At 63.9% G+C, this 22,836-nt stretch carries 22 protein-coding genes and 2 tRNA genes; 16 read left to right on the top strand and 8 right to left on the bottom strand.

All coding sequences use genetic code 11. The features are described from left to right. Nucleotides 1-6: 6 nt before the first annotated feature. Genes GIW81_RS03885 through tgt form a run of 3 tightly spaced genes read left to right on the top strand, consistent with a single transcriptional unit; the run spans nucleotide 7 to nucleotide 2,707 of the window. Complete coding sequence (locus GIW81_RS03885; RefSeq protein ID WP_407658189.1) at nucleotides 7-453, top strand: DMT family transporter; 447 nt, start codon at nucleotides 7-9, stop codon at nucleotides 451-453. Next, nucleotides 453-1,532 (top strand): tRNA preQ1(34) S-adenosylmethionine ribosyltransferase-isomerase QueA, encoded by a 1,080-nt coding sequence (gene queA, locus GIW81_RS03880; protein ID WP_154738010.1) that lies wholly within the window; start codon nucleotides 453-455, stop codon nucleotides 1,530-1,532. Before GIW81_RS03885 ends, queA begins: the two co-directional genes overlap by 1 nt. A 38-nt stretch (nucleotides 1,533-1,570) precedes the next feature. Next, nucleotides 1,571-2,707 (top strand): tRNA guanosine(34) transglycosylase Tgt, encoded by a 1,137-nt coding sequence (tgt, locus tag GIW81_RS03875; RefSeq protein ID WP_154738009.1) that lies wholly within the window; start codon nucleotides 1,571-1,573, stop codon nucleotides 2,705-2,707. On the opposite strand, the gene GIW81_RS03870 is transcribed toward tgt, so the two are convergent. Continuing rightward, on the bottom strand, nucleotides 2,704-3,687 hold the full coding sequence (locus GIW81_RS03870) for a DMT family transporter (RefSeq protein WP_154738008.1): 984 nt from the start codon (nucleotides 3,685-3,687) through the stop codon (nucleotides 2,704-2,706). The two genes, tgt and GIW81_RS03870, sit on opposite strands and share 4 nt — an antisense overlap. Before the next feature lie 144 nt (nucleotides 3,688-3,831). On the opposite strand from GIW81_RS03870, the gene GIW81_RS03865 reads away from it, so the two are divergent. Next, nucleotides 3,832-3,906: transfer RNA gene (locus GIW81_RS03865), tRNA-Lys, on the top strand. 82 nt (nucleotides 3,907-3,988) lie between these two features. Here GIW81_RS03865 and cax read toward each other — a convergent pair. Further along, a complete protein-coding gene (cax, locus tag GIW81_RS03860) occupies nucleotides 3,989-5,053 on the bottom strand; it encodes a calcium/proton exchanger (protein ID WP_154738007.1) in 1,065 nt (354 codons plus the stop codon). Between the two features lie 214 nt (nucleotides 5,054-5,267). Here cax and GIW81_RS03855 point away from each other — a divergent pair, with 214 nt between their 5' ends. The 4 genes from GIW81_RS03855 to GIW81_RS03840 all read left to right on the top strand — a co-directional run bounded on the left by GIW81_RS03855 (nucleotide 5,268) and on the right by GIW81_RS03840 (nucleotide 8,503). After that, nucleotides 5,268-7,061: a SulP family inorganic anion transporter gene (locus GIW81_RS03855; protein WP_154738006.1), complete on the top strand. Its 1,794-nt coding sequence runs from the start codon at nucleotides 5,268-5,270 to the stop codon at nucleotides 7,059-7,061. 697 nt (nucleotides 7,062-7,758) lie between these two features. Beyond that, a complete protein-coding gene (locus tag GIW81_RS03850; protein ID WP_154738005.1) occupies nucleotides 7,759-7,977 on the top strand; it encodes a CsbD family protein in 219 nt (72 codons plus the stop codon). A 32-nt stretch (nucleotides 7,978-8,009) separates the two neighbouring features. After that, the gene (locus GIW81_RS03845) at nucleotides 8,010-8,237 is read left to right on the top strand and encodes a hypothetical protein (RefSeq protein ID WP_154738004.1); all 228 of its coding nucleotides are present in this window, start codon (nucleotides 8,010-8,012) and stop codon (nucleotides 8,235-8,237) included. Then, complete coding sequence (locus GIW81_RS03840; RefSeq protein ID WP_229309072.1) at nucleotides 8,234-8,503, top strand: hypothetical protein; 270 nt, start codon at nucleotides 8,234-8,236, stop codon at nucleotides 8,501-8,503. Before GIW81_RS03845 ends, GIW81_RS03840 begins: the two co-directional genes overlap by 4 nt. A gap of 485 nt (nucleotides 8,504-8,988) precedes the next feature. Here GIW81_RS03840 and GIW81_RS03835 read toward each other — a convergent pair whose 3' ends face one another. Further along, nucleotides 8,989-9,210, bottom strand: coding sequence for a hypothetical protein (locus GIW81_RS03835; protein WP_154738002.1), 222 nt, complete (start codon nucleotides 9,208-9,210; stop codon nucleotides 8,989-8,991). 110 nt (nucleotides 9,211-9,320) lie between these two features. After that, nucleotides 9,321-9,581: a DUF1488 family protein gene (locus tag GIW81_RS03830; RefSeq protein WP_154738001.1), complete on the bottom strand. Its 261-nt coding sequence runs from the start codon at nucleotides 9,579-9,581 to the stop codon at nucleotides 9,321-9,323. Between the two features lie 1,452 nt (nucleotides 9,582-11,033). Between GIW81_RS03830 and GIW81_RS03825 the strand changes: the two genes are divergently transcribed. The 3 genes from GIW81_RS03825 to GIW81_RS03815 all read left to right on the top strand — a co-directional run bounded on the left by GIW81_RS03825 (nucleotide 11,034) and on the right by GIW81_RS03815 (nucleotide 13,515). Continuing rightward, nucleotides 11,034-12,689, top strand: coding sequence for a GMC family oxidoreductase N-terminal domain-containing protein (locus tag GIW81_RS03825; RefSeq protein ID WP_154738000.1), 1,656 nt, complete (start codon nucleotides 11,034-11,036; stop codon nucleotides 12,687-12,689). A gap of 105 nt (nucleotides 12,690-12,794) precedes the next feature. Further along, on the top strand, nucleotides 12,795-12,974 hold the full coding sequence (locus tag GIW81_RS03820) for a hypothetical protein (RefSeq protein ID WP_154737999.1): 180 nt from the start codon (nucleotides 12,795-12,797) through the stop codon (nucleotides 12,972-12,974). Between the two features lie 16 nt (nucleotides 12,975-12,990). Further along, nucleotides 12,991-13,515 (top strand): DUF1697 domain-containing protein, encoded by a 525-nt coding sequence (locus tag GIW81_RS03815; RefSeq protein WP_154737998.1) that lies wholly within the window; start codon nucleotides 12,991-12,993, stop codon nucleotides 13,513-13,515. On the opposite strand, the gene GIW81_RS03810 is transcribed toward GIW81_RS03815, so the two are convergent. Together GIW81_RS03810 and GIW81_RS03805 are read right to left on the bottom strand one after the other, a co-directional pair. Further along, nucleotides 13,516-14,310 (bottom strand): bestrophin-like domain, encoded by a 795-nt coding sequence (locus tag GIW81_RS03810; RefSeq protein WP_154737997.1) that lies wholly within the window; start codon nucleotides 14,308-14,310, stop codon nucleotides 13,516-13,518. A gap of 323 nt (nucleotides 14,311-14,633) precedes the next feature. Then, nucleotides 14,634-15,548 carry a TonB family protein gene (locus tag GIW81_RS03805; protein ID WP_154737996.1) on the bottom strand — a complete coding sequence of 305 codons (915 nt, stop codon included), beginning with the start codon at nucleotides 15,546-15,548 and terminating at the stop codon, nucleotides 14,634-14,636. A gap of 377 nt (nucleotides 15,549-15,925) precedes the next feature. Between GIW81_RS03805 and GIW81_RS03800 the strand changes: the two genes are divergently transcribed. Next, the gene (locus GIW81_RS03800; RefSeq protein WP_154737995.1) at nucleotides 15,926-16,339 is read left to right on the top strand and encodes a hypothetical protein; all 414 of its coding nucleotides are present in this window, start codon (nucleotides 15,926-15,928) and stop codon (nucleotides 16,337-16,339) included. Nucleotides 16,340-16,409: 70 nt separating this feature from the next. On the opposite strand, the gene sseA is transcribed toward GIW81_RS03800, so the two are convergent. Together sseA and GIW81_RS03790 are read right to left on the bottom strand one after the other, a co-directional pair. Further along, the gene (gene sseA, locus GIW81_RS03795) at nucleotides 16,410-17,282 is read right to left on the bottom strand and encodes a 3-mercaptopyruvate sulfurtransferase (RefSeq protein ID WP_324614880.1); all 873 of its coding nucleotides are present in this window, start codon (nucleotides 17,280-17,282) and stop codon (nucleotides 16,410-16,412) included. A gap of 122 nt (nucleotides 17,283-17,404) precedes the next feature. Then, a complete protein-coding gene (locus GIW81_RS03790; RefSeq protein ID WP_229309071.1) occupies nucleotides 17,405-18,445 on the bottom strand; it encodes a cysteine synthase A in 1,041 nt (346 codons plus the stop codon). A 249-nt stretch (nucleotides 18,446-18,694) separates the two neighbouring features. On the opposite strand from GIW81_RS03790, the gene GIW81_RS03785 reads away from it, so the two are divergent. From GIW81_RS03785 to clpX, 4 genes are all read left to right on the top strand, one after another. Further along, a tRNA-Leu gene (locus GIW81_RS03785) sits at nucleotides 18,695-18,779 on the top strand. 55 nt (nucleotides 18,780-18,834) lie between these two features. Continuing rightward, nucleotides 18,835-20,190, top strand: a complete 1,356-nt coding sequence (tig, locus tag GIW81_RS03780; protein ID WP_154737993.1) for a trigger factor — start codon at nucleotides 18,835-18,837, stop codon at nucleotides 20,188-20,190. A 121-nt stretch (nucleotides 20,191-20,311) separates the two neighbouring features. After that, nucleotides 20,312-20,962 carry an ATP-dependent Clp protease proteolytic subunit gene (locus GIW81_RS03775; protein ID WP_154737992.1) on the top strand — a complete coding sequence of 217 codons (651 nt, stop codon included), beginning with the start codon at nucleotides 20,312-20,314 and terminating at the stop codon, nucleotides 20,960-20,962. 345 nt (nucleotides 20,963-21,307) lie between these two features. After that, nucleotides 21,308-22,561 carry an ATP-dependent Clp protease ATP-binding subunit ClpX gene (gene clpX, locus GIW81_RS03770; RefSeq protein WP_154737991.1) on the top strand — a complete coding sequence of 418 codons (1,254 nt, stop codon included), beginning with the start codon at nucleotides 21,308-21,310 and terminating at the stop codon, nucleotides 22,559-22,561. The last annotated feature ends 275 nt before the right edge of the window (nucleotides 22,562-22,836 follow it).

Here is a 22,836-nt window from a genome sequence, read left to right as displayed (position 1 = left end):
GCGACGATGACGGCTTTCTGGTCGGCGCTCGGCATCGTTGCCGGCATGCTGATCGCGCTGCAGGGGCCGATCAATGCGCAGCTGGCGCGCGGGCTGGGGATGCCGGTGGCAGCCGCGGCGGCGTCGTTCCTCGCGGGCACGGTCGTGCTCGGCGTCATCACCCTTGTGGTGACGCAGGCGCAGGGCGCCGCGATCAACTGGCATGTGCCGCCGTTGTGGATGTTCGTTGCCGGGGGATGCCTCGGCGCCGCGTTCGTCACCTGCGCCCTGGTGCTGACGCCGAAGCTCGGTGCCGCGGCGACGATGGCGTTCATCGTCTCCGGGCAGTTGTTGGCGGGATTGCTGCTCGACCGGCTCGGCTACTTCGACCTCGCGGTGCGTGAGCTGACGCTCGGCCGTATCGCCGGCGCCTGCTTGCTCGTGGTCGGCGCGCTCCTGATCAGCGTCACCTGATGCGCACGGATTTGTTCGATTTCGCGCTGCCGGAGGAGCGGATCGCCCTGCACCCGGCGAGCCCGCGCGACGCCGCGCGCATGCTCGTCGTGCCACCGGGCGAGGCGTTATTCGAGGACCGCGGCGTGCACGACCTGCCGGAGTTGCTGCGCGAGGGCGACGCACTGGTCTTCAACGACACCCGCGTCATCCCGGCAGCGCTGGAGGGAATACGCCGGCGCGGTGATCTCTCCGCCAACATCGCGGTGACGCTCATTGAGCGGCTGGGGCTCGACCGCTGGCGGGCACTGGCGCGGCCGGCGAAGCGGCTGCAGGAGGGCGACCGGCTGCACTTCGGGCACGACGGTGAGATGTGTCTCATGGGCGCCCTCGACGCGACCGTCCTAACGCGTGGCGATGCCGGCGAGGTAGATCTGGCGTTCGATCTCACCGGGCCCGATCTCGACGCGGCGATCGCGGTGGTGGGGCAGATGCCGCTGCCGCCCTACATCGCTGCCAAGCGCGGCGTCGAAGACGTCGACCGGTGCGACTACCAGACGGTCTATGCGGCGGTCGACGGGGCGGTGGCGGCGCCGACGGCGGGGCTGCACTTCACGCCGGAGCTGATGGCGGCGATCGAGGCGCGCGGCGTCTCGCGGCACTTCGTGACGCTGCACGTCGGAGCGGGAACGTTCCTGCCGGTGAAGGCGGACGACACCGCCGACCACAAGATGCATTTCGAGACGGGCGAGATTTCCGCCCACACGGCGACGGCGCTGAACGAGGCGCGGGCGCGCGGCGGCCGCATCGTCGCCGTCGGCACCACGTCGTTGCGCCTGCTCGAGACGGCGGCGCGTGGCGGCGAGCTGCAGCCGTTCACGGGGGCGACCGACATCTTCATCACGCCGGGGTACCGGTTCCGCGCCGTCGATATCCTGATGAGCAACTTCCACCTGCCGCGTTCGACGCTGTTCATGCTGGTTTCGGCGTTCGCGGGGCTGGAGCGCATGAAGGCCGCTTATGCGCATGCCATCGATGAAGGTTACCGCTTCTATTCCTATGGCGACGCCTCGCTGCTCTTCCCTTCGCGGGGTGAGTGACCTATTCCCTCCCGGGTCCGTGAGACCTTGAAAGACCGATGCAGGAACGCGTGACGACGTTTGGATTTGAGGTGAAGGGCGAGGACGGCGCGGCGCGCCTCGGCGCACTGACGACCCTGCGCGGCGTCGTGCGCACGCCGGCCTTCATGCCGGTCGGCACGGTCGGCACGGTAAAGGCGCTCTACTTCGACCAGGTGAAGCAAGCGGGCGCCGACATCGTCCTCGCCAACACCTATCACCTCATGCTGCGCCCCGGCGCGGAGCGCGTGGCGCGGCTCGGCGGCTTGCACACCTTCATACGCTGGGAGGGGCCGATCCTCACGGACTCGGGCGGCTTCCAGGTGATGTCGCTGTCGAAAATCCGCGAGGTGAGCGAGGAGGGCGTGCGCTTCGCCTCGCACATCGACGGCTCGCGCCACATGCTGACGCCGGAGCGCGCGGTGGAGATCCAATGCCTGCTCGGTTCCGATATCCAGATGCAGCTCGACGAATGCATCGAATTGCCGGCGGAGCGTAAGGAAGCTGAGCGGGCGATGGAGCTGTCGCTGCGCTGGGCGGAGCGGGCACGAGCCGCTTTCGCGGAACGGGGGGCGCCGGGGCAGGCGCTGTTCGGCATCGTCCAGGGCGGCGTCGATCCGGAGCTGCGCCGACGCTCGGCGGAAGCGCTGGTCGGCATGGATCTGCGTGGCTACGCGGTGGGCGGCCTCGCCGTGGGCGAGGGGCAGGAGATGATGCTGCGCACGCTCGAAGGCGTGCTGCCGTTCCTGCCGGCGGAAAAGCCGCGCTATCTCATGGGCGTCGGCTCGCCGTCGGACCTCATCAAGTCGGTTCAGCGCGGCGTCGACATGTTCGACTGCGTGCTGCCGACGCGCAACGGCCGGCATGGCCTCGCCTTCACCTGGAACGGCAAGGTCAACCTGCGCAACGCCATGCACGCGGAGGATTCAGCGCCGCTCGACCCGCAAAGCTCGTGCCCGGCGGCGCGCGACTATTCGCGCGCCTACCTGCACCACCTCGTCAAGTCGGGCGAGTATCTGGGCGCGATGCTGCTGTCGTGGGTGAACACGGCGTTCTACCAGGAGCTGATGGCGGCGATGCGTACTGCCATCGCCGAGAGGCGCTTCGCGTCATGGGCCGAGGAGACCCTCGCCCGCCTCGACGGCGAAGGCAGCTAGATCGGGTCGGTGGGGGCGACTTCCTCACGCAGCGTGCGCTCGCGGTGCAGGAGGTAGATGCCCGAGGCGACGATCACCGCCGCGCCGATCAGCGTGTAGACGTCCGGCACGTCGCCGAACACGGCGAAGCCGAAGGCCACCATGGTTAGGATCTGCACATAGAGGAACGGCGCCACGCTGGCGGCCGGCGCCAGCCGGTAGGCGTGGATGAAAAGATAGTGCCCGATGCCCCCGAACATGCCGAGGCATGCAAGGAGCAGCCACTCCCAGACCGTTCCCGGCCATGTCCACTGCCAGATGGCGAAGGGAGCCAGCGCGAAGGTGCCGACGAGTATCGAGTAGAACAGCATCACGAGCGGGGCGTCGTGGGCGGCGAGAAAGCGCGTCAGCAGCATGAAGAAGGCGTAGGCGAGCATGCCGGCAAAGGCGATGGCGAACGCGGGGTGCAGGCCGCCGATACCGGGGTGCACGACAATGAGCACGCCGATGAACCCGGTGAAGATCGCAACGAGCCGTCGCCAGCCGGCCCACTCCCCGAGGAACGGCCCGGCAAGGAGAGCGACGATGAGCGGCGCCATGAATGCGACCGACACGGTCTGGTCGAGCCGCAGGTGGCGCAGAGCGAGGAAGTTGCACGCCGTGGTCGACACCATGAGGACCGACCGCAGGATCTCCAGCTTCGGCTTGCGCGTACGCAGGAGCGCGCCGAGCGGCAGCGCCGAGAGCAACGACAGCATGATGAGGAACTGGCCGAGGAAGCGCACCCACACCACCTGAACCAGTGGCAGGTGTCCGTGCGTGATGAGGTACTTCGCCGAGGTGTCGAGCGCCGAGAAGAACGCGACGGCGAGGCACATCAGGCCAATCGCTTTCAAACGATCGGCAGGCGGGATCGTCGCCTCGCGGCGCGGTTGCGCGGCGGCAAGTACCCGTCCGCCGGCCTTGCCGGCGGCGGTATCAGTTGCGGTCCTGTCGTCCATGGGCGGCCCTCATAGCGCATGCGCCGCACGCGGGCCAATTCGCCAATCCGCGCAGGGGAGAAGGGCCCTGTGTCTGGCGCGAGGACGGTGGGTCGCCTTGACCGGGGGCGCCCGCGCCGCCTACAAGCACGGCTCGCGCCTTAAGGGTCCGTAGCTCAGTGGTAGAGCACCTGACTTTTAATCAGGGTGTCGATGGTTCGATCCCATCCGGACTCACCAAATTCCCTTAAAGTCACCGATGGTTACAAAGTCTAGGCGCCGGGCTCGGTCGGCGCTGGAGCCGTGTCCTGTAACGGGCTCGCTAGACCTGTGGAATGAGGAAGAAGGCCAGACCCAAAATCAGGTAGACCGCCAGGAGCTGCACCCCCTTCAGCCAATTTGACCGGCCGTCGCCGGCGACTTGTCCGGTAATGAGAACGGCCAGCAGTACGGCGAGAACTAGGCCCTTGCCGAAAAGAAGATCCATGGGGTGGGGCCCAACGACCAAACTTGCCAGAACCAGCAAAGGCGCAACGAACAGCGCGACCTGCACGCTCGATCCAATGGCAATGGACAGACTTAGGTCCATGCGGTTCTTCAATGCCGCCGTGATGGCAGTGGCATGCTCGGCGGCATTGCCAAGAATGGCGACTATGAACACGCCCACGAAGATATTGCTGAGGCCGAGCTCGTGCGCGGTTGGCTCGATGGCGCCGACCAGGATCTCACTCAGCCATGCGATCGCGACGGTGGCTGCGGCGAGCACCGCGATCGCCTGCCCAAGCGGCCAGGGATCCGAATGCGCGACGTTCTCAGTCGCGTCGACGCCCCGAAAAGAGTCAGCGTGCGTCCACAGAGAGAACAGGAGGAACGCGGCATAGACGGCGAGGAGCACCAGCGAAATCGAAATGCTGAGTGTCTTTCCTCCCCCCGGATTGATCTCTCCCACCAGCGCGGCGTAGGCGGCAGGAATCACGAGTGCGATTGCTGCTAGCGTCAGCATCGTGGCTTGAGCGCGCCCAGCCGATTCATTGAAGCGCTGCTCCTGATGGCGCATGCCGCCGGCAAGCATGGCCGCTCCGAGCACCAACAGGATATTTCCTACGATCGACCCGACGATAGTGGCCTTCACCACATCATGAAGCCCGGCACGCAGGGCGGCGAGTGCGATGATCAGCTCTGCGGCGTTGCCGAAAGTCGCATTGAGGAGACCGCCGACTCCCTCGCCCGAGCGATCGGCCAGCTGTTCGGTCGCTCGGCCGAGCCAGGCGGCTAAGGGTAGGATGGCAATCGCCGCCGCGACGAAAATCAGCAGATGGCTCTGCGGCGCCAGGTATTCTAGCGCGATCGCGATCGGGACAAAAACGAGCATCCACTTTAAAATCATTCGCTTCTCCATGGCCCGAGCCGGTCGCCGCTGCAGGCAGCGCGTTCGCGGTGTCGCGTCCCAAGAAGGCTGGTGATTATAGCTCCCCCTGACCTGAAGTACGCCCGTATTATGACTTGAAGTCTCTTGCGGCTGGCATCCAGAGGGCTAATCCTTGGCGACGACGAGTGCCAGCGCATGAAGAGGTCGCGCGACCAGGGTCCAGGTGCCTCGCATGACCGATGATCCTACCGCGGTAGCGCCGACTGAAAGAGGCCGCTTCTCCCGACCCCGGAGGGGGGCCAACGATACCGGCGTGATGCGCTGGCTGCCCGGGCTTCAAACGCTGCGCCACTATGATCCGGCGTGGCTTCGCGATGACATCGTAGCCGGCATAGTGCTTACGACGATGCTCGTGCCCGTGGGCATCGCCTACGCCGTCGCGTCTGGCGTCCCGGGAATTAACGGCTTGTACGCCACCATCATCCCGCTGCTGGCATACGCGCTGTTCGGCCCGAGCCGCATCCTAGTCCTAGGTCCGGATTCCTCACTGGCTGCGGTAATCCTGGCTGTGGTTTTGCCGCTTTCGGGGGGAGATCCGATGCGCGCGGTGGCTCTCGCCAGCATGATGGCGATTGTCTCGGGCGTTGTCTGCGTAGCAGCTGGATTGGCGCGGCTCGGCTTCATTACAGAGCTGCTCTCCAAGCCAATCCGATATGGGTACATGAATGGCATTGCCTTGACGGTCTTGGTCAGCCAACTGCCCAAGCTGTTCGGCTTTTCGATTGATACTCACGGCCCGCTGCGAGATTTGTGGTCTATCGGAAATGAGATCTTCGGCGGAGGAGTGAACTGGATCGCGGCCCTCGTCGGAGTAAGCACATTGGCCGTGATCTTGCTGCTCAAGGGCAACAAGACCTTGCCGGGAATATTGATTGCGGTCGTCGGCGCGACGGTTGCTGTTGGTGTGCTGGGCCTCGCCGACCGTGCCGGCGTCTCGGTTCTAGGCCCGCTTCCACAGGGCCTGCCTTCCTTCGCGATCCCGTGGATCGACTCTGCGGATTTCGCGGCGGTGCTCTCAGGCGGGCTCGCCGTCGCCCTGGTCTCGTTCGCGGATACCAGCGTGCTCTCACGCTCCTATGCGGCCCGCACGCGAACCTACGTCGATCCCAACCAGGAAATGGTCGGGCTTGGAGCGGCCAATCTTGCGGCTGGATTTTTTCAGGGGTTCCCAATCAGCAGCAGCTCGTCGCGCACGCCGGTTGCTGAGGCCGCCGGTGCAAAGACGCAGATGACCGGAGTGGTCGGTGCGCTAGCGGTCGCACTGCTTCTCGTCGCGGCGCCGAATTTGCTTCAGCACCTGCCCAACAGCGCACTTGCTGCCGTCGTCATTGCGTCAGCAATTGGACTCATCGAGGTAAAGGACCTCATCCGCATTTATCGAGTGCAGCAATGGGAGTTCTGGCTTTCGATGTTCTGTCTTGCCGGCGTCGCGGTCTTGGGTGCCATCCCGGGAATCGCGTTGGCGGTGGTGGTCGCCATCATCGAATTTCTCTGGGATGCGTGGCGACCTCACTCCGCAGTGTTGGGAAGGGCCGACGGCGTCAAGGGCTATCACGACATCACTCGCTATCCCGATGCCCGTCTCATCCCGGGCCTTGTCCTCTTCCGGTGGGACGCACCATTGTTTTTCGCCAATGCCGAATTGTTTCAGGAACGGGTCCTTGAAGCTGCGGACAAGTCGCCAACTCCCGTACGCTGGCTGGTCGTGGCGGCTGAGCCCGTTACGAGCGTCGACATCACAGCTGCTGACATTCTGGCGGAGCTCGACAATGCGTTGCGGGAATCGGGCATCGAGCTCTGCTTTGCGGAACTGAAAGACCCGGTGAAGGATAAGCTGAAGCGCTTCGGTTTATTCACACAGCTCGGCGAGCGAGCTTTTTTCCCTACGCTTGGCGCGGCGGTCGGCGCGTATCTCGAAGCCCATCGGGTGGACTGGGTCGACTGGGAGGACAAACATCCGTCGTGATGGCCGACAGCGTAGGGCGGCGCACGACCCCATACCCTTTTTTGTACGCTCGAACCGCTCAGTCGCGGAGCGCCACTAAATAGCCAACCACGGCCAACAACGAGGCACCAAGGAACGCGACCCAGCTGGCGCCCACCGGTATGTCAACTGTATCAACCACAACTGACCACCCCCCCAGGGCGCGCACGAACTGCAAGGCCGCGACGAGTGCGAATACGGTCGCGGCAAGTGCAGAGTAGGTTCTTGCGGACATGGCCGGGCCTCCTGAGTAACCCCGACGCACCGCATCTTGGGGCGAAGCGAAAGCAGAGTGCCAATCAGGCAAGCTGAAGCAAATCGAATGCGGCGCCATCCCCATTTTCGGGGAGATCTCGCCGCAGGGCCGAGGGTGTCGAATGGTTCGATCCGCATTGGGACTCGCCGGCGGAAAGCGCCTAGTTCGCAGTCGCAATACTGTTGATGAGGTTCGATATTCTTGAAAGAATCCCGACTCTGACAAAGTATTATCTGGAATACCACCGCAACAAAATCGCTTGTTATAAAATAAATACTTACACTTCCCCGTTGCTTATTCCAGAAAATACATGGAATATTTTGGTTGGACACAAAGCGGCCACTATAAGTGTTTAAAAGAAACTATGGTCCGGGTGATAATCGTTCGGACAATACTTAAATATACACTTTAGGAGTTTCCCCAATGACTCAGAACGCTCAGGCGACCGTCGCTCCCCCGCAGGCAAACGGCCAGGGTATGCGCGGAGAGATCGCCAACAAGTGGCCGAAGCTGACTGCCGCCGACATCACGGCGCTGAAGAACAAGGCCGACCTCGTCGCGCAGGTGCAGTCCAAATACGCGCTCGATGCCACGCAGGCGCAGAACGATGTCGATGCGTTCGCTGCCGGCCGCCAGCTCTAAACGCTAGCCGCGCTTTCTTTGCCGACGGCCGCTTGCAGTTCTACGCTGCGGGTGCCGTCGGTTTCGCCGTCTTTGGAAAGGACCGGCTTGCAATGCCGTCATGGTTCACGCCTCCCGTGGTGAGCCTCGCCGTGACGATCCTCGCAATTGCGATCTATCATACGTACGTCAACTCGGCGCCCCGCCCGCAATCCGTGGCAGTCAACGTAACGAGCGACATGAGCGCGCTCGACCGGTTGCCGCCGGGATGGCACACATGACCAATTCCACGATCTACAAGACCATCACCTTCGCGCATCCGTTTTCGTTGGAGGGCGTTGAGGGAACTTATCCGCCAGGATCGTATGAGGTTACGGAATCGCGCGAGTCCGTCGACGGGCTATCCTTCATCGGCTATCGGCGTACCAAGACCACAATCGAGCTGCCAGGCTCGCTTGCCGCTTACGTTTCCCGGCAAGTGGTGGAGGTGGAGCCCGCCGATCTCGAGGTCGCCTTGGAGCGCGATGCGCTGGCGGGTGCGGCTTGATTCAGGAGACGCACGGCGTGGCTTCGGCGAGTCTCGCACCGGTCCCGTTCGGCGGGGCCTGCGGATGGCTCGCGGATCTGACGGTTTCACGCAGAGTACCCGCCGCGAGAACCGGGTTTGGGCGGTCGGAGATGGTTGTCGAAAGCTACTACGTCGCCGAGCCTAACCAAGGCCGAGCCATGCGAGCTGTCCGGGCGCATGCGGCAGCCGACAAGGATGCTACGCTCATCGCGCGCCGATCCTTGTCGCGAAGAGAAATCGAGCGCCTGGGACTGAAGCCCGGCCAGGTGAAGGCCGCCTGACGGCAACTGTGCTCGCCTGCCCAACCTCGCATGAGACTCGAAAGCCCCGGAGCTTGGCACCGGGGCCTTTTAGGCACGGGATCTAGAGTTGGCCGCAGGAATCCATGCCGCCCATGCCACCGCCTGGTGAAGGCGGACTGAGCTTTCGTTCAACCCACGCGACCAGTCCCGATCGCTGTACGTTCATACTGGCGAGGACGTTGTTAGGAGCTCGCTCTCGCGAGCAATACGTTCGAACACCTCGGCGATCGTCTTGATGCGATAGAGCCGCTCGCCGCCCTCACTCGGAAGCAGTTTCACGATTTTGTAGGAACGTGCCGAGGCGGCGAGGCCTCGTTGCGAGGGTACGAAGTCGACCATTTGGCCGACCCTGTATTTTGCCGTCGGTATTCTAGAGTTCGCCATAGGTTATCTCCACATCGCGCACCAGCGCGGCCTCGAATTCGGTCGTTCAACTTCACAACTTGGCTGCCGCGACCTCAAGGCCGAGTTCGGCCAAGCAATTCAGCGAAGTCTCAGAAGTCCGCGGCGTACAGCTCGTATGAACCCTGCCGCCGGCGCTCGTACACCTTGCGGGCAGTGCGTAGAATCCGCTCGCGATTTTGGTCGAAGCTCTCGAGCAGTGACGCCTCGCCGGCTGGCGCCTGGGTTGCGATCTTCTCCAGAGCGCTCTGATCCAGAAAGAAGGAGACCTCGATGGCGCCGTCGCTGCCCCAAAACCGAATGCAGCGTCTCGCGGCATCGTAGCTGCGCATCTCATTCGGAAAATTCAGCATTCGCCTTCCTATTCTCGATCAGCCACGGCACGTGAGCCAAAACGAGACTCGCAGACGGATTTAGAGCGTGCGCGCCCCGGTGCTCCGCCAATCGGCTCTCACCTCAGCGCTTACCTCCTTGGCAAAGACGTCTTGGCTCATGATCTTCCACGCCGCCGGGTCCCACGATGGAAATGCCAATTTGCCTCGCACGACGTACGAGACGCTCCCGCGGTCCAGCCCGACGACTTGCCGAACATCGTTGTTGGGCATAGCGAAACACTTACCAATTGCGATTTCAGCGTAGTTTACGGGCATTTGTCGTCCTCCACGTCATCGAAGCAATCGAAAGCACTGCGAAATTCGGCGACGCCTTTGCGCCGCGAAGTTCGCTCGCGCTTCCTTGGCCGTTGGCGATTTTTCGCCAACGCGCCTGCATGTCTGCGCAGTTCTGTGCCGAATATCGAGAATGACGCCTCATCCTCGACGACAAAGATCGAGCACCCCTCTGCCGAGGCGCGAAACGCCCGGGAAGCAGTGCGACCTCCGGGAGGCGAAGTCCCGTCACCTGTGGAGGTACGGTGCGGTGTGAGTTGAATACAATACCACGCCGCTGCCCACGGACCTAATTCCATCGGGTCACGGGCTTTTTCGCCCGGCACGTGCCTTGGGAATGATTGGGCCGTATTAGCGACGAATGATAGGGGTCGCCTGCGGATGACGCAGGTTTGCGGAGTACGCATCGCCGTGCGAGCTCATCTCGCCGTACTTTTGGAGGCGAGACCGCTATATCACAGCGCGGACTGCGAACCGGTCAGACCTTTCCTGCCCAACCGACGTGACCAAGCCTTCACCAATTAAGACGTCGAGGGCTGCGTGCCCCTCCTCTCGTGTCAGGCCAATTTCATCAGCGAGGGAATCCCACACGTCATCGTTGAACTCGACGCCAGAGCCATCATTTGAGGCGTGGGCCGCTATCCACGCCATCATTGCCATCGCCCGGGTCTTCTCTCGCTTCAGTTCGAGCCCGCATTCAAACCATCGCGACCATCGTGCAAAGTCGGCCATCTCCAAGTCCGCCTTACCCAGTCCGCGAGCCTAACTGCAGTTGCATATGTAGTTAGTTGGCCTCGCCCCTGCCACCCGCGCGCAAGGGCGCTGCCACGACGAAGCCGCCAAGCGAGCGGGAAGGCCACCAGCGGTCCGAGCGGGATTGGCGCCTTCACCGGGGGCAGCGCAGCAACCGATCTGCCCGGGGCGACATCCGGAAGCATCCAAGCGCGAAGCGGACGGGTCGATGCATCGCGGACACGCTGCGCACTATTCGTGTGCCTCGACCGAACGGGGTACTTGGCTCCACCGTCGCGCCGCGAAACAATTAAGCAAATTCCTCACTACCGGTTCCCTTTTCGCCGGCGTGAACGACTCTTTGAGAATAGCGGCTGAATTCTTTGCGACGCGGATCGAGCGTCCATGGCATTTGCAACACAGAAAGCCGGCGAAGCGATGCCGGTCTACGACGCAATCGTTATCGGATCTGGATACGGCGGCGGTGTCGCCGCATCCCGCCTTGCACGCATGGGGCTGCACGTGGCGGTCCTCGAACAGGGGCGGCATTGGCGTCCCGGCGATTTCCCCACGACGGCGAAGGCGCGCCGCAAGACGACGCGTCTGACCGGGCGCGCGCCGAAGATCGGCGATCCTGCCGGGCTCTACTATTTGTCGGTCGGCAAGGGGCTGACCGTGTTCGGCGCATCCGGGCTTGGCGGCGGGTCGCTGATCAACGCCGGCGTCGTGCTTCGCCCCAATCTCGACAGGCTGCGCAAGGCCGGCTGGCCGCATGCGGTCGTCGGCGATGGACTGCTGCTCAGGGGACTCGACCTGGCCGAGACGATGCTCGGCGTCGCGCCGGCGCCGAATCCCGAGCGCTTTGCCAAGTTCGCCGGCATGCGCAAGGCGGCAGAGGCTTCCGGTCTTTCGGTGCAGTTGCCGCCGATGACGATTTCTCACCGCCCGGGGTTGAACGTTTCCGGCGTGATGCAGCCCGGCTGTCGGTATTGCGGGGACTGCTGGTCGGGCTGCAACGTCGGCGCAAAAAACACCGTCGGGATCACGTACATCGCCGATGCCGTGGATCACGGCGCAACGGTGTTCTGTGAGAGCCGGGCGCAGTCGATCTCCAAGACGGAGACCGGGTGGGAAGTCGTCGTCAAGGACCCGTCGCAGCGGGGCGTGGAACGGCGCATCGAGGCGCCGATCGTCGTCCTGGCAGCCGGCACTTTGGGCACCAACGAGCTGCTGCTGCGGGCGCAGCAGCGCGGGCTGGAGCTGTCGGCGAAGCTGGGCGAGAAATTCTCGGCGAACGGCGACGACCTCGTGATCGCCAGCAATCTCGAAGTACCGGTCAATGCCGTAGCGACGGGCTACCCATCCCAGGGACCGCGGGACGCATCGCCCGTCGGGCCGCACAGCATGGCGCTGATCGATCTCGGCGACGAGGATGGACCGCTGTGGGTGCACGACGGCACGATGCTCACCATGATGGCGGCGCTCGCTCCCTTGAAGGATTTGCTGGAGTTGAAAGTCGGCGGCGCCCTGCAGCTATTGACGCAAGGTATCTATGGCGACCGGCTGAGCCGGTCGCAGATTCTCTACGTCGTCGCGCATGACGATGCGAGCGGGCGCCTGCGCCTGCAAAACGATCAAGTCGTCGTCGACTGGCCCAACTACAGCACCGCGCCGGAGCGCCTGAGGGCGGAGCGCAAGGTCAAGGAGATGATCGAAAGCATGGGCGGTGTGTTCAATGCCAACCCATTCGCCATGACCGCGTTCGGCGGCAACCGGATCATCGCCCACCCACTCGGCGGATGCGCCATGGGGGAGACGGTGGAGCAAGGTGTCGTGGCGCCGGACGGGCGGGTGTTCGATCCGACCAAGGGTCCGACGGGCGTGCACGATGGCCTCTACGTGTGTGACGGGGCGGCCGTCCCCTCGGCGGTGGGCGTCAGCCCACTGTTGACGATTACGGCCCTGGCGGAGCGCGCGATGATTTTGCTGGCGAAGCAACTTCAAAGGAAGCTGGATGTGGGTGAGATGCTGCCTCACCCTGTGCGCGATGCCGCGATGTAGCATGGGCCCATTCGACGTTCCCTCCATCACGGTTGAGTGAGCCACCTGCCCGCGGGCGCGAGCCTGCGCTATAGGGTCCGCGCAAACGTTGGGCAGAGGACTGGAATGGCGATCTTTTCGTGCAAGACCCCGAGCGGCTCGATCGAGGTGACGGAGCGCGGCCATAGGCAGGTGGCGATCTTCGTCGACGAGCTGGGCGAGACCACCGCCATCGACCTGCCGGTGGATGACGCGGCGGCGATGGCAACCGCCATCCTCGCGTATCTCGGCCGTGCCGGGCGCTAGGGCGGCGGCAAACCTGATGCCGACCTTCATCGCACTACTACGCGCCATCAACGTTGGAGGCAGGGGTAAGCTGCCGATGGCCGATCTCAAGGCCATGTGCGCCGCCGAGGGGTTCGAGAAGGTTCGCACCTACATCGCCAGCGGCAATGTCCTCTTCACCACCAAATTGTCCGAGGCCAAGGTCAAGGCCGCGCTCGAGAAGCGCCTTCGCGCATACGCGGGGGCACCGATGGTCGTCGTCGTCCGCACAGCGCGGGAAATGACCGAGGTGCTGGCGGCCAATCCATACCCCGACCGCGCCGCTAGCCGCACCGTCGCGATATTTCTCGATGCGCCGCCGCCAGCAGACACGGTCGACAGCATTCGTGGCAGGGCCGACGACGAGGAGGTGCGCTTGGGCAAGCGGGAAATCTACGTTCTTTACGGCGCCGCGGGCATCGGGCGATCGAAGCTGAAGATCCCCGCGGCGGAGAAGGGGACAGCGCGCAACATGAATACGGTTGCCAAGCTGGTCGAGTTGGCCGCCGCCGCAAGCGGTTAGTCAATGGGCTGCCGGCGTTGGACCGAATTCCGCAAGGACCTTGGCGAGCGCGTCCGGTTTTACCGTCACCGCGCCGGAAAAAGGCCGATCGATTACAAGGACAATGAACAGGCCGGAGAGAATCATCACGGACAACAATCCGGTCATGAGAGACTGGGCCAGCAGGTTCTGCGTACCAAAGAAAAACGTGAAGCCGATCGTGGCTGCGGCGCCGCCGAACAGAACCGGCCAAATGACCCCCGGGACCGTGCCGTCAGCCGCAGCAAGCCTGGCACGTCGCGCTTGGGTGATCTCATCGAGCTGGTGTAAAATTTCTGCTACCAGGGCGCTATGGCTCTGGGCACTTAAGGAGACCAGGACCGATCCATAGACGGCATCGAGTGCCCGGCGCGCCGACGAACTCTCGTTCGCGTGCTCCATGGCCGGCCAGTCGTCGGAGATCGTGGCTGCCAGATAGTCGCTGAGCCTTGCGCGCAATGACGTCGCGGGCGGCGCCTCAGCCATGCCATACGATAGGCGGTAGACGTTCGTAGCCGCGCCGGCCTCGCGCGCCACAATGTTGTCGGCGTCGGTGAACTTTTCCCAAACGACAATGATGGCAAAGGCGAGCAGGACAGCATAGAGCACGCCAACGACGGCGAATTTGAATCCGGCGACCTCATTGTTTGCGGTTAGCCTGTCGAGCGGCACCCAGCGACGGATCAGAATGGGACCAAGCATAGCCAGGCCGGTCGGCAGCCCGACGAGGAGCAGGCCAGAGAGCCACAGGGGTTGGCTCTGGAGAAACGAGACCATGGCGGTGTCCCCACGGCGGCGCTTGGTTGGTGCAACCTAATTCGGGGGGTGCCTGGCGTCAGCAGGAACTCGCGCGCTTGGTCAATTCCAGAGGTGACACGGGCGAGTGGCGATCTTCGTCGATGAGCTGGGCGAGACCACCGCCATCGACCTGCCGGTGGAGCGCGCCGCCGTAGGCCATCCGGGCGCACGCCGGCCAGGGCCGCTAGGAGCGGCCCGCGGATCGATCAGTCCCATTGCTCCACCATCCGCGCTTGGTCCTGACTTGAGCCCTTCCGAGGAAATTATCTCTCCGCGGAGCCGGCCAGCGGCTTGGAGTGCCCTCACTTACGCGGTGATCCGAAAAAGCCGAGCCTCCATACCATTGGATTGGACGCGATCACCTCGGGTGGCGGTGCGAACGGTTGCGCGCGCTCTACCCCCGCGAGCACAATCGCGTCGAGAGCCGGATCGCCGCTGCTGACTTTGATGCTGTGCGACAACAGGTTTCCAGAAGGCGAGATCGTCATGTTGACTTGCATACCCGAGCTCCCTTCTGCCACCGTATTCCGCTTTCGATGGGCGCCGACCTCAGTCTTCAGCCGTTCCGTCTTGATGTGCGCGGTCAGGTAGTTGTGGTACGCGTCGATCTCCATTTTCTGCTCAGCCGTCGGCGGCGGGCGTGGGACCAGGCGCTGCCGCAGATTTGGCAAAACACCCCCTTTTTGGCGAACAGCGTCCTGGGTCTCCTTCGAGACAAGCCGTCCGTTGCAAGTCTTGTTGAAGCTCTCGCTCGCGGCCTCACCCTCTTTGATTCTGGAATTGTACGCGTCTGTCGCGGCGGCCAGGTCTTTTTGGGCTGACGCGTATGCCCTGCCGTAATCAAAGATGGCCTTCTTATTGGCGGCGCTCACGGACCGTTTCATCGTTTCCAGCTCCAACCCCATTTGCTGGATAAACCATTGGTGCTGCTCAAGCTTCCGGCGTTCCTCGTGACTGCGGGCCTTGCGCTTTTCGAGCTCCGCGTTCTGCTTCACGCAGAGCGTGAGTAGCTCCGCGGACAGGGGCGCATCCTGCGGGACGAGCAACTGATCCAGCGGCGTCGGCTCATCAAAAACGCTGGGCTCCTGAGCCCTCGTCGCTCCGGAGAGCTGGGCGACTAGCGCACCGACAAACACGACGAAGTGGCATCGACGCACAAGAGCAACATGCTTGCACCTGCGCCGGAACATCGGCTCCGCTCCTTTGTCGCCCCCCATAAGTCCACCCAATATTCCGCTCGTCGACGGCGGCGCTGACCTTGGCGGCTGGTGCCACCCCGCGATTAAAAGACGGATTGAGGTGGGCAGTTGCGCAACCGCTCAATGATCAACTTTGGTTGGCGACTGATGGACCGCGCCCGATGCAGATTTTTGCAGTGAATGGGCAAGCCCCGCGCTAGGTCGCAGCTTTCCGGCAAACTCCTCAATCCTTTCAATTCGCTGACAGTGATGTGCAACGGCGGCGCGGTGAAGACTCCGCGCCTGCTATTGCTAAGGCGCGAACACTCAATACACTCCGCACATTTGCAGCTCCGCCCATCAAGTGGCGTGTCGGTCGCTTGCGGTCGCGGATATAACAACAAGGGGGAGTTTCAATGCCGCAAGGAACGCCGCAAGGAGTCACGACCGCCAGCCTGCTCGTCATTATCCTCGTCGCCGCCGCAGTTGGCGCCGTGGTCGGCGGCGTCATCGGCACCAGCCTCGAGACCGCGCCGCTGGCGCTGGTGTCGGGCTTCGTCGCCACCGTCGTTGCCATCGTCGTCCGCAACAAGCTCTTGAACCGCCTGAGCGGCGTCGGCGCCGACGATTTCAAAATTCCGGGCGTGATCGCCGTGTTCGCGGTCATCGCGTCGATCGCCGGCAGTCTCGCCAGCAAGGAAGTGCTCGACAACGTCGGCGGCGAGTGGTCGCCAGTATGGATCGGCACCGTCGCCGGGCTCGCCTCGGCGATCCTCATGTCGTTCCTGATGATCACCTATCACATGTACCCGGACACGCTGCGCCGTTGATCGGGCGCGAGCGTCGTCCTTGATCTGACGCCTGAGCTTGGGCTGCGTTGGCAGCCCAAGCTGTGCTCGACTAAGATGTGAGTTCGCGCGCCGGGCCGGTCTCGATGGGCAGGGCGTTGTCCGCGCCCCATTCCGCCCAGCTCCCGTCGTAGACGGCGGCGTTGGTCTGCCCCAGCACGGCGAGCGCCAGTGCCAGGATCGAGGCCGTGACGCCCGAGCCGCAGGTGGTGACCACCGGGTGACGCGGATCGATGCCGGCGTCGGCGAAGATCTTGGCGAGCTCGGCGGTCGGCTTCAGCGTGCCGTCGGCGGTGATGAGCGTCTGCGAGGGTACGTTGCGCGCTCCCGGGAGGTGCCCGGCGCGCAGGCCCGGACGCGGCTCGGGGTCCTTGCCCTCGAAGCGGCCGGCGGGACGCGCATCGACGATCTGCGTGCGCTTGGCGATTGCCTTCTTCACGTCGTCCATGTCGCGAATGAGCGAGGCGTTCATCAGCGGCGTGAAATGCCGTTCGGTGCGCTTGCGCGCCGGCCCGTCCTCAAGCTCGCGGCCTTCCGCCTTCCACTTCTTCAAGCCGCCGTCGAGCACGGCGACGTCCTCATGCCCCATGGCGCGGAACGTCCACCAGGCGCGGGCCGCGGAGAACAGGCCGAGCGTGTCGTAGACGACGATGCGCATGCCGTCGCCGACGCCCATCTTCTTCATGCGCGAAGCGAACTTGACGGTTGAAGGGAGCATGTGCGGCAGCGATGACTTCTCGTCCGTCAGGTCGTCGATGTCGAAGAACAGCGCGCCGGGAATGTGCTCCTTCAGGTACTCGGCCTTGGGGTCGCGGCCGGCCGTCGGCAGGTGCCAGCTCGCGTCGAATATGACCAGGTCGGGGGCATCGAGATGCGAGGCGAGCCAATCGGTATCGACGATCCACTTCTTGGCGCTTTCCAGCACGTTTCCCTCTCTTACAGGCTCGTGAACACTCGCGTTCGCGGCTCGCCGGCCGCGTTGCTAGCGACATAGGCAAAAGCGGCGAGCCCCGCAAGGACGCCGTCGTTTTGCACCGCCGCAATCCCTCAATTGGCAACGAAAACGGAGGGTAGCGACGCTGGCGGTCGCGCCAGCCAGGCGGGCACCGGCAGGGATTTCGCTTCGAGAAATGCCGGGTTGAAGAGCCGCGACTGGTAGCGCGTGCCGCTGTCGCACAGGATCGTCACGATCGTGTGACCGGGACCGAGCTCGCGGGCGAGGCGAATTGCGCCCGCCACATTGACACCCGTCGATGCACCGCAGCAAAGACCCTCCTCGCTGGTGAGGCGAAAAACGATGTCGAGAGCCTCGGGATCGGGGATGCGGTAGGCCACGTCGATGGGGGCGCCCTCGAGGTTCTTGGTGATGCGCCCCTGGCCGATGCCCTCGGTGATGGAGGAGCCCTCGGCCTTCAACTCACCGGTGGTGTAGTAGGAGTAGAGGGCCGAGCCCGGCGGATCGGCGAGCGCGATACGGATGTCGGCGCGCTTCGCCTTGAGCCCGCGTGATACTCCGCCCAGGGTACCGCCGGAGCCGACCGCCGAGACGAAGCCGTCGACCTTGCCTTCCGTTTCAGTCCAGATTTCCTCGGCCGTGGTCACCATGTGGATGTAACGGTTGGCGACGTTGTCGAACTGGTTAGCCCACACCGCGCCGGCCGGCTCCGTCGTGTTGAGCGCCTCGGCGAGGCGGGCGGAGTACCTCACATAGTTGTTGGCGTCGCGATAGGGGACGGCCGGCACCTCGACCACCTCGGCGCCGAGCATGCGCAGCGTGTCCTTCTTCTCCTGCGACTGGGTGTTGGGGATGACGATGACGGTGCGCAGGCCGAGCGCGTTGCCGAGCACGGTGAGCCCGATGCCGGTGTTGCCGGCGGTGCCCTCGACCACAGTACCCCCCGCCTTCAGCCGCCCGTTGCGCATGGCATCGGTGATGATCCCCAGGGCCGCGCGGTCCTTGACCGAGGCGCCGGGGTTCATGAACTCGGCCTTGCCGAGGATGGCGCAGCCGGTCTCATCGGAGGCGCGGCGCAGCCGGATAAGGGGCGTGTGGCCCACGGCGGCGGCGACGCTCGAGCGGGGAATCAAGGGAGCAACTCCACAAATGAAGCGACGGACCCTAGCGGCGCATATTGCCGCTCGCAACGGCACGCAGGCGCACATTTTCCGTGCAAACGGAGGGTTGTTCACTTGCCTGAACGATGAGACGTGCTGCCAGCCGGGCAAAGGGGCGTTGCAATTTGCGGCGCCCGCCAGATATACCTTCGCCCGATCGTTCCCGACAGCCTGAGAAAAGGTGGACTGGCGTCTAGCCAGCCTGAGGGCTGGGAGCGACGCGCGGGCGTGGCGGAATTGGTAGACGCACTGGTTTTAGGTACCAGCGCTTCACGGCATGGGGGTTCGAGTCCCTCCGCCCGCACCACGCTTTCGAGCGGCCAAGGACAAGCCCGTCGGCTTTACGAGCAGGTTGGAGAACGATGCAGATTACCGAGACGAGCAACGAAGGTCTGAAGCGGACGCTGCAGGTCACCGTCCCCGCCGGAGAGCTCGGCAAGCGCTTTTCCGACCGCCTCGACGAGATCAAGGACCGCGTGCAGCTCAAGGGCTTCCGCAAGGGCAAGGTGCCGGTTCCGCACCTGAAGAAGATGTACGGCCGCTCGCTGATGGTCGAGGTCCTGCAGGACACCGTGCGCGAGACCTCGAATCAGGCGCTCGCCGACCGCAAGCTGCGCCCGGCGATGCAGCCGAGCGTCACGCTGCCTGAGGATCAGGCCGAGATTGAGAAGGTGCTCGCCGGCCAGGCCGACCTTTCCTACTCGATGACCTTCGAGGTGCTGCCGGCGATCGAGCTGGCGGATTTCAAGAAGCTGAAGCTCGAGCGGCTCGTTGCCGACGTCGACGATGAGGCGGTGGAGAAGGCGATCGGCGAGCTCGTCGACCGCAGCATCACCTATACGGCCGAGGAAGACCGCGCGGCAGCGACCGGCGACCGCGTGACGGTCGATTTCGTCGGCAAGATCGACGGCGAGGCATTCGAGGGCGGCACCGCCGAGGCTGCGCCGATCGTGCTCGGCCAGGGCAACTTCATCCCCGGCTTCGAGGAAGGCATCACCGGCGTCAAGGCCGGCGAGGCGCGCGACGTGGCTGCGACCTTCCCGGCCGACTATCCGGTCGAGAATCTCGCCGGCAAAGCTGCCTCGTTCGCGGTTACCGTGAAGGAAGTCGCCGCGCCGTCGCGCCCGGAGGTGAACGACGAGTTTGCCAAGACGCTCGGCGCCGAGTCCGTGGCCCAGCTCAAGGACCTCGTGAAGCAGCAGATCGACCGCGAGTACGCCAATGTGGCTCGCCAGAAGCTGAAGCGCGAGCTGCTCGATGCGCTCGAGCAGTCGCACGAGTTCGAGTTGCCGCCGTCGCTGGTCGACAGCGAGTTCGCCGCCATCTGGCAGCAGCTCGAGGCCAATCTGAAGCGCGCCGACAAGACCTTTACCGACGAAGGCAAGAGCGAGGAAGAGACGCGCGCGGAGTATCGCAAGATCGCCGAGCGCCGCGTGCGCCTCGGCCTCGTCATCGGCGAGATCGCCGACAAGAACGACTTGAAGATCACCCAGGACGAGATGCGCAAGGCGCTGATCGAGCAGGCGCGCCGCTTCCCGGGCCAAGAAAAGACGGTCTACGAGTACTACGAGAAGACGCCGGGGGCGCTGGCCGAGCTCAGAGCGCCGATTTTCGAGGACAAGGTCGTCGACTTCGTTCTCGATAAGGCCAAGCCCGCCGACAAGAAGGTTTCGAAGGACGAGTTGTTCAAGAAGGCCGAGGACGCCACTGCGGCGTAGTTGGCCGCGGGACGCGTCCGGGGGGCGGGGGGCTTGCACGCGCCTGCCGCACTGCCCATGAAATACGAGCGGGCGCGGCGCGATTCGAGCGCCGCCCCAAGCGAAAGCAAAGGATGACGCCATGCGCGACCCGGTCAGCACTGTCACGAATACCTTCTGGCCGATGGTCGTCGAGCAGACGAACCGCGGCGAGCGCGGCTACGACCTGCCATCGCGGCTCTTGAAAGAGCGCATCATCTTCGTGACGGGGCCGATCGAGGACCACATGGCGGCCTCGGTCTGCATGCAGCTGCTGTTCTTGGAGGCGGAGAACCCCAAGAAGGAAATATCTATGTATATCAACTCGCCGGGCGGCGTCGTCACGGCGGGCATGGCGATCTACGACACCATGCAGTTCATCCGTCCGCAGATCGCGACCCTGTGCATCGGTCAGGCGGCTTCGATGGGCTCGCTGCTGCTCTGCGCCGGCAGCAAGGGGCTGCGCTATGCCCTGCCGAACGCCCGGATCATGGTGCACCAGCCGTCGGGCGGCTTCTCCGGGCAGGCCTCGGACATCGAGCGGCACGCGGAAGACATCATTAAGATGAAGCGCCGGCTCAACGAGGTATACGTGACGCATACGGGCCAGCCGTACGACGTCATTGAACGCACCCTCGACCGTGATTACTTCATGACGGCAGATCAGGCGAAGGATTTCGGCCTCATCGACCGGGTTATGTCGAGCCGCGACCAAGTCGACTTCGGCGCGACGGAAGGCAAAGCCGCATCCTGAGACAATCGGCAAAGAAGCCGAAAGGCCGCAGGGGTAGCGGGGCGCTTGCCTCGCCGCCCGCCTGGGGTCATGCTTGCCTGCTACGGGCTTGTGGCGCCTGACCGAAGCCGTCTTTTGCGGCTCACCGCGAGGCTGCCACAAAACTGTGGTAATCGAGCCGCTTCGGCGTTGTGCGGGCGGATATCCGTTAATCCAATCTTGATCTGGAGAACGCTAGCGTGCTCAGATCGCTGTAATGGACTCGGACCCCTCCCGCAGGGGCGGTTTTTGAGGCAGGAATCTTCAAAGGCGCGCACCGGCTAATCCGGCGCAACACAAGGCCCGAGGAGGGGTAAGACATCCGAAATGGCTCAAGAGAAAAACACTCTCTATTGCTCGTTTTGCGGCAAGAGCCAGCATGAGGTGCGTAAGCTGATTGCCGGCCCGACGGTGTTCATCTGCGATGAATGCGTCGAGCTGTGCATGGACATCATCCGGGAAGAGAACAAAAACACCCTGGTGAAGTCGCGCGACGGCGTGCCCACCCCGCAGGAAATCTGCGCGGTTCTCGATTCCTATGTCATCGGCCAGGACCACGCGAAGCGCGTGCTCTCCGTCGCCGTGCACAATCATTACAAGCGGCTCAATCACGCGTCGAAGAACAACGACGTCGAGCTCGCCAAGTCGAACATCCTGCTGGTCGGCCCCACGGGTTGCGGCAAGACGCTGCTCGCCCAGACGCTGGCGCGCATGCTCGACGTGCCGTTCACGATGGCCGATGCGACGACGCTCACCGAAGCCGGCTATGTCGGCGAGGACGTCGAGAACATCATCCTGAAGCTGCTGCAGAACGCCGACTACAACGTCGAGCGGGCGCAGCGCGGCATCGTCTACATCGACGAGGTCGACAAGATCTCGCGCAAGTCGGACAACCCGTCGATCACCCGCGACGTGTCGGGCGAGGGCGTGCAGCAGGCGCTGCTGAAGATCATGGAAGGCACCGTCGCCTCCGTGCCTCCGCAGGGCGGCCGCAAGCATCCGCAGCAGGAGTTCCTGCAGGTCGACACGACGAACATCCTCTTCATCTGCGGCGGCGCCTTCGCCGGCCTCGAGAAGATCATCTCGCGCCGTGGCAAGGGCACGTCGATCGGCTTTGGCGCCAAGGTCATCGGTGCCGACGAGCGCCGCACCGGCGAGGTGCTGCGCGGCGTCGAGCCGGAGGACCTGCTGAAGTTCGGTTTGATCCCGGAGTTCATCGGCCGTCTGCCGGTCATCGCCACGCTGGAAGACCTCGACGAGGAAGCGCTGGTGCAGATCCTGACCGAGCCGAAGAACGCGCTGGTCAAGCAGTATCAGCGGCTGTTCGAGATGGAAGACGTCAAGCTGACGATCACCAACGATGCGCTGAAGGCGATTTCCCGCAAGGCGATCGAGCGCAAGACGGGTGCTCGCGGCCTGCGCTCCATCATGGAGGGCAATCTGCTGGATACCATGTTCGACCTCCCCGCGCTGAAAGGTGTGGAGGAAGTCGTTATCGGCCCTGAGGTCATCGAAGGGAGCGCGCGTCCGTTGCGCATCTATTCCGACCGGGCCGATGAGAAGGGTTCGAGCGCTTCTTGATCCGAAGAGCCGCCTGAGGGAAGGCGGCCCATTCCTTAGTCGTAGAAGCCACCGCGGCTCAGTTTGGTGCGGTGGCTCTTGATCCGGCGGCAGTCCGCCCCATTTCCCAATGGGCGCTGCTTCTGCGATGCTGTTTGTGTCGATTGAGGCGATGGGGTTGATTTGACCCGCGCGGCGTTCGCCTCAAAAGTGCCAGGGCAATCATCTCTGATGTCCTGGATTGCGCGCCCGGCCTATGCTCGCACGAGACAGCCGGACGCAAACGACAGGCGACC

It is taken from the genome of Hyphomicrobium album, from assembly GCF_009708035.1.
Classification (GTDB): Bacteria; Pseudomonadota; Alphaproteobacteria; order Rhizobiales; family Hyphomicrobiaceae; genus Hyphomicrobium_A; species Hyphomicrobium_A album.
This window is presented reverse-complemented; position numbering and strand designations above follow the sequence as displayed.

Coding starts and splice junctions, on each gene's coding strand:
- GIW81_RS03850 (WP_154738005.1), top strand. CDS start 7,759: ATGACTCAGAACGCTCAGGCGACCGTCGCTCCCCCGCAGGCAAACGGC.
- GIW81_RS03855 (WP_154738006.1), top strand. CDS start 5,268: ATGACCGATGATCCTACCGCGGTAGCGCCGACTGAAAGAGGCCGCTTC.
- GIW81_RS03810 (WP_154737997.1), bottom strand. CDS start 14,310: ATGGTCTCGTTTCTCCAGAGCCAACCCCTGTGGCTCTCTGGCCTGCTC.
- GIW81_RS03800 (WP_154737995.1), top strand. CDS start 15,926: ATGCCGCAAGGAACGCCGCAAGGAGTCACGACCGCCAGCCTGCTCGTC.
- queA (WP_154738010.1), top strand. CDS start 453: ATGCGCACGGATTTGTTCGATTTCGCGCTGCCGGAGGAGCGGATCGCC.
- GIW81_RS03805 (WP_154737996.1), bottom strand. CDS start 15,548: ATGGGGGGCGACAAAGGAGCGGAGCCGATGTTCCGGCGCAGGTGCAAG.
- cax (WP_154738007.1), bottom strand. CDS start 5,053: ATGATTTTAAAGTGGATGCTCGTTTTTGTCCCGATCGCGATCGCGCTA.
- GIW81_RS03775 (WP_154737992.1), top strand. CDS start 20,312: ATGCGCGACCCGGTCAGCACTGTCACGAATACCTTCTGGCCGATGGTC.
- tgt (WP_154738009.1), top strand. CDS start 1,571: ATGCAGGAACGCGTGACGACGTTTGGATTTGAGGTGAAGGGCGAGGAC.
- GIW81_RS03830 (WP_154738001.1), bottom strand. CDS start 9,581: ATGCTGAATTTTCCGAATGAGATGCGCAGCTACGATGCCGCGAGACGC.
- GIW81_RS03820 (WP_154737999.1), top strand. CDS start 12,795: ATGGCGATCTTTTCGTGCAAGACCCCGAGCGGCTCGATCGAGGTGACG.
- clpX (WP_154737991.1), top strand. CDS start 21,308: ATGGCTCAAGAGAAAAACACTCTCTATTGCTCGTTTTGCGGCAAGAGC.
- GIW81_RS03885 (WP_407658189.1), top strand. CDS start 7: ATGACGGCTTTCTGGTCGGCGCTCGGCATCGTTGCCGGCATGCTGATC.
- tig (WP_154737993.1), top strand. CDS start 18,835: ATGCAGATTACCGAGACGAGCAACGAAGGTCTGAAGCGGACGCTGCAG.
- GIW81_RS03840 (WP_229309072.1), top strand. CDS start 8,234: ATGACCAATTCCACGATCTACAAGACCATCACCTTCGCGCATCCGTTT.
- GIW81_RS03870 (WP_154738008.1), bottom strand. CDS start 3,687: ATGGACGACAGGACCGCAACTGATACCGCCGCCGGCAAGGCCGGCGGA.
- GIW81_RS03825 (WP_154738000.1), top strand. CDS start 11,034: ATGGCATTTGCAACACAGAAAGCCGGCGAAGCGATGCCGGTCTACGAC.
- GIW81_RS03835 (WP_154738002.1), bottom strand. CDS start 9,210: ATGGCGAACTCTAGAATACCGACGGCAAAATACAGGGTCGGCCAAATG.
- GIW81_RS03815 (WP_154737998.1), top strand. CDS start 12,991: ATGCCGACCTTCATCGCACTACTACGCGCCATCAACGTTGGAGGCAGG.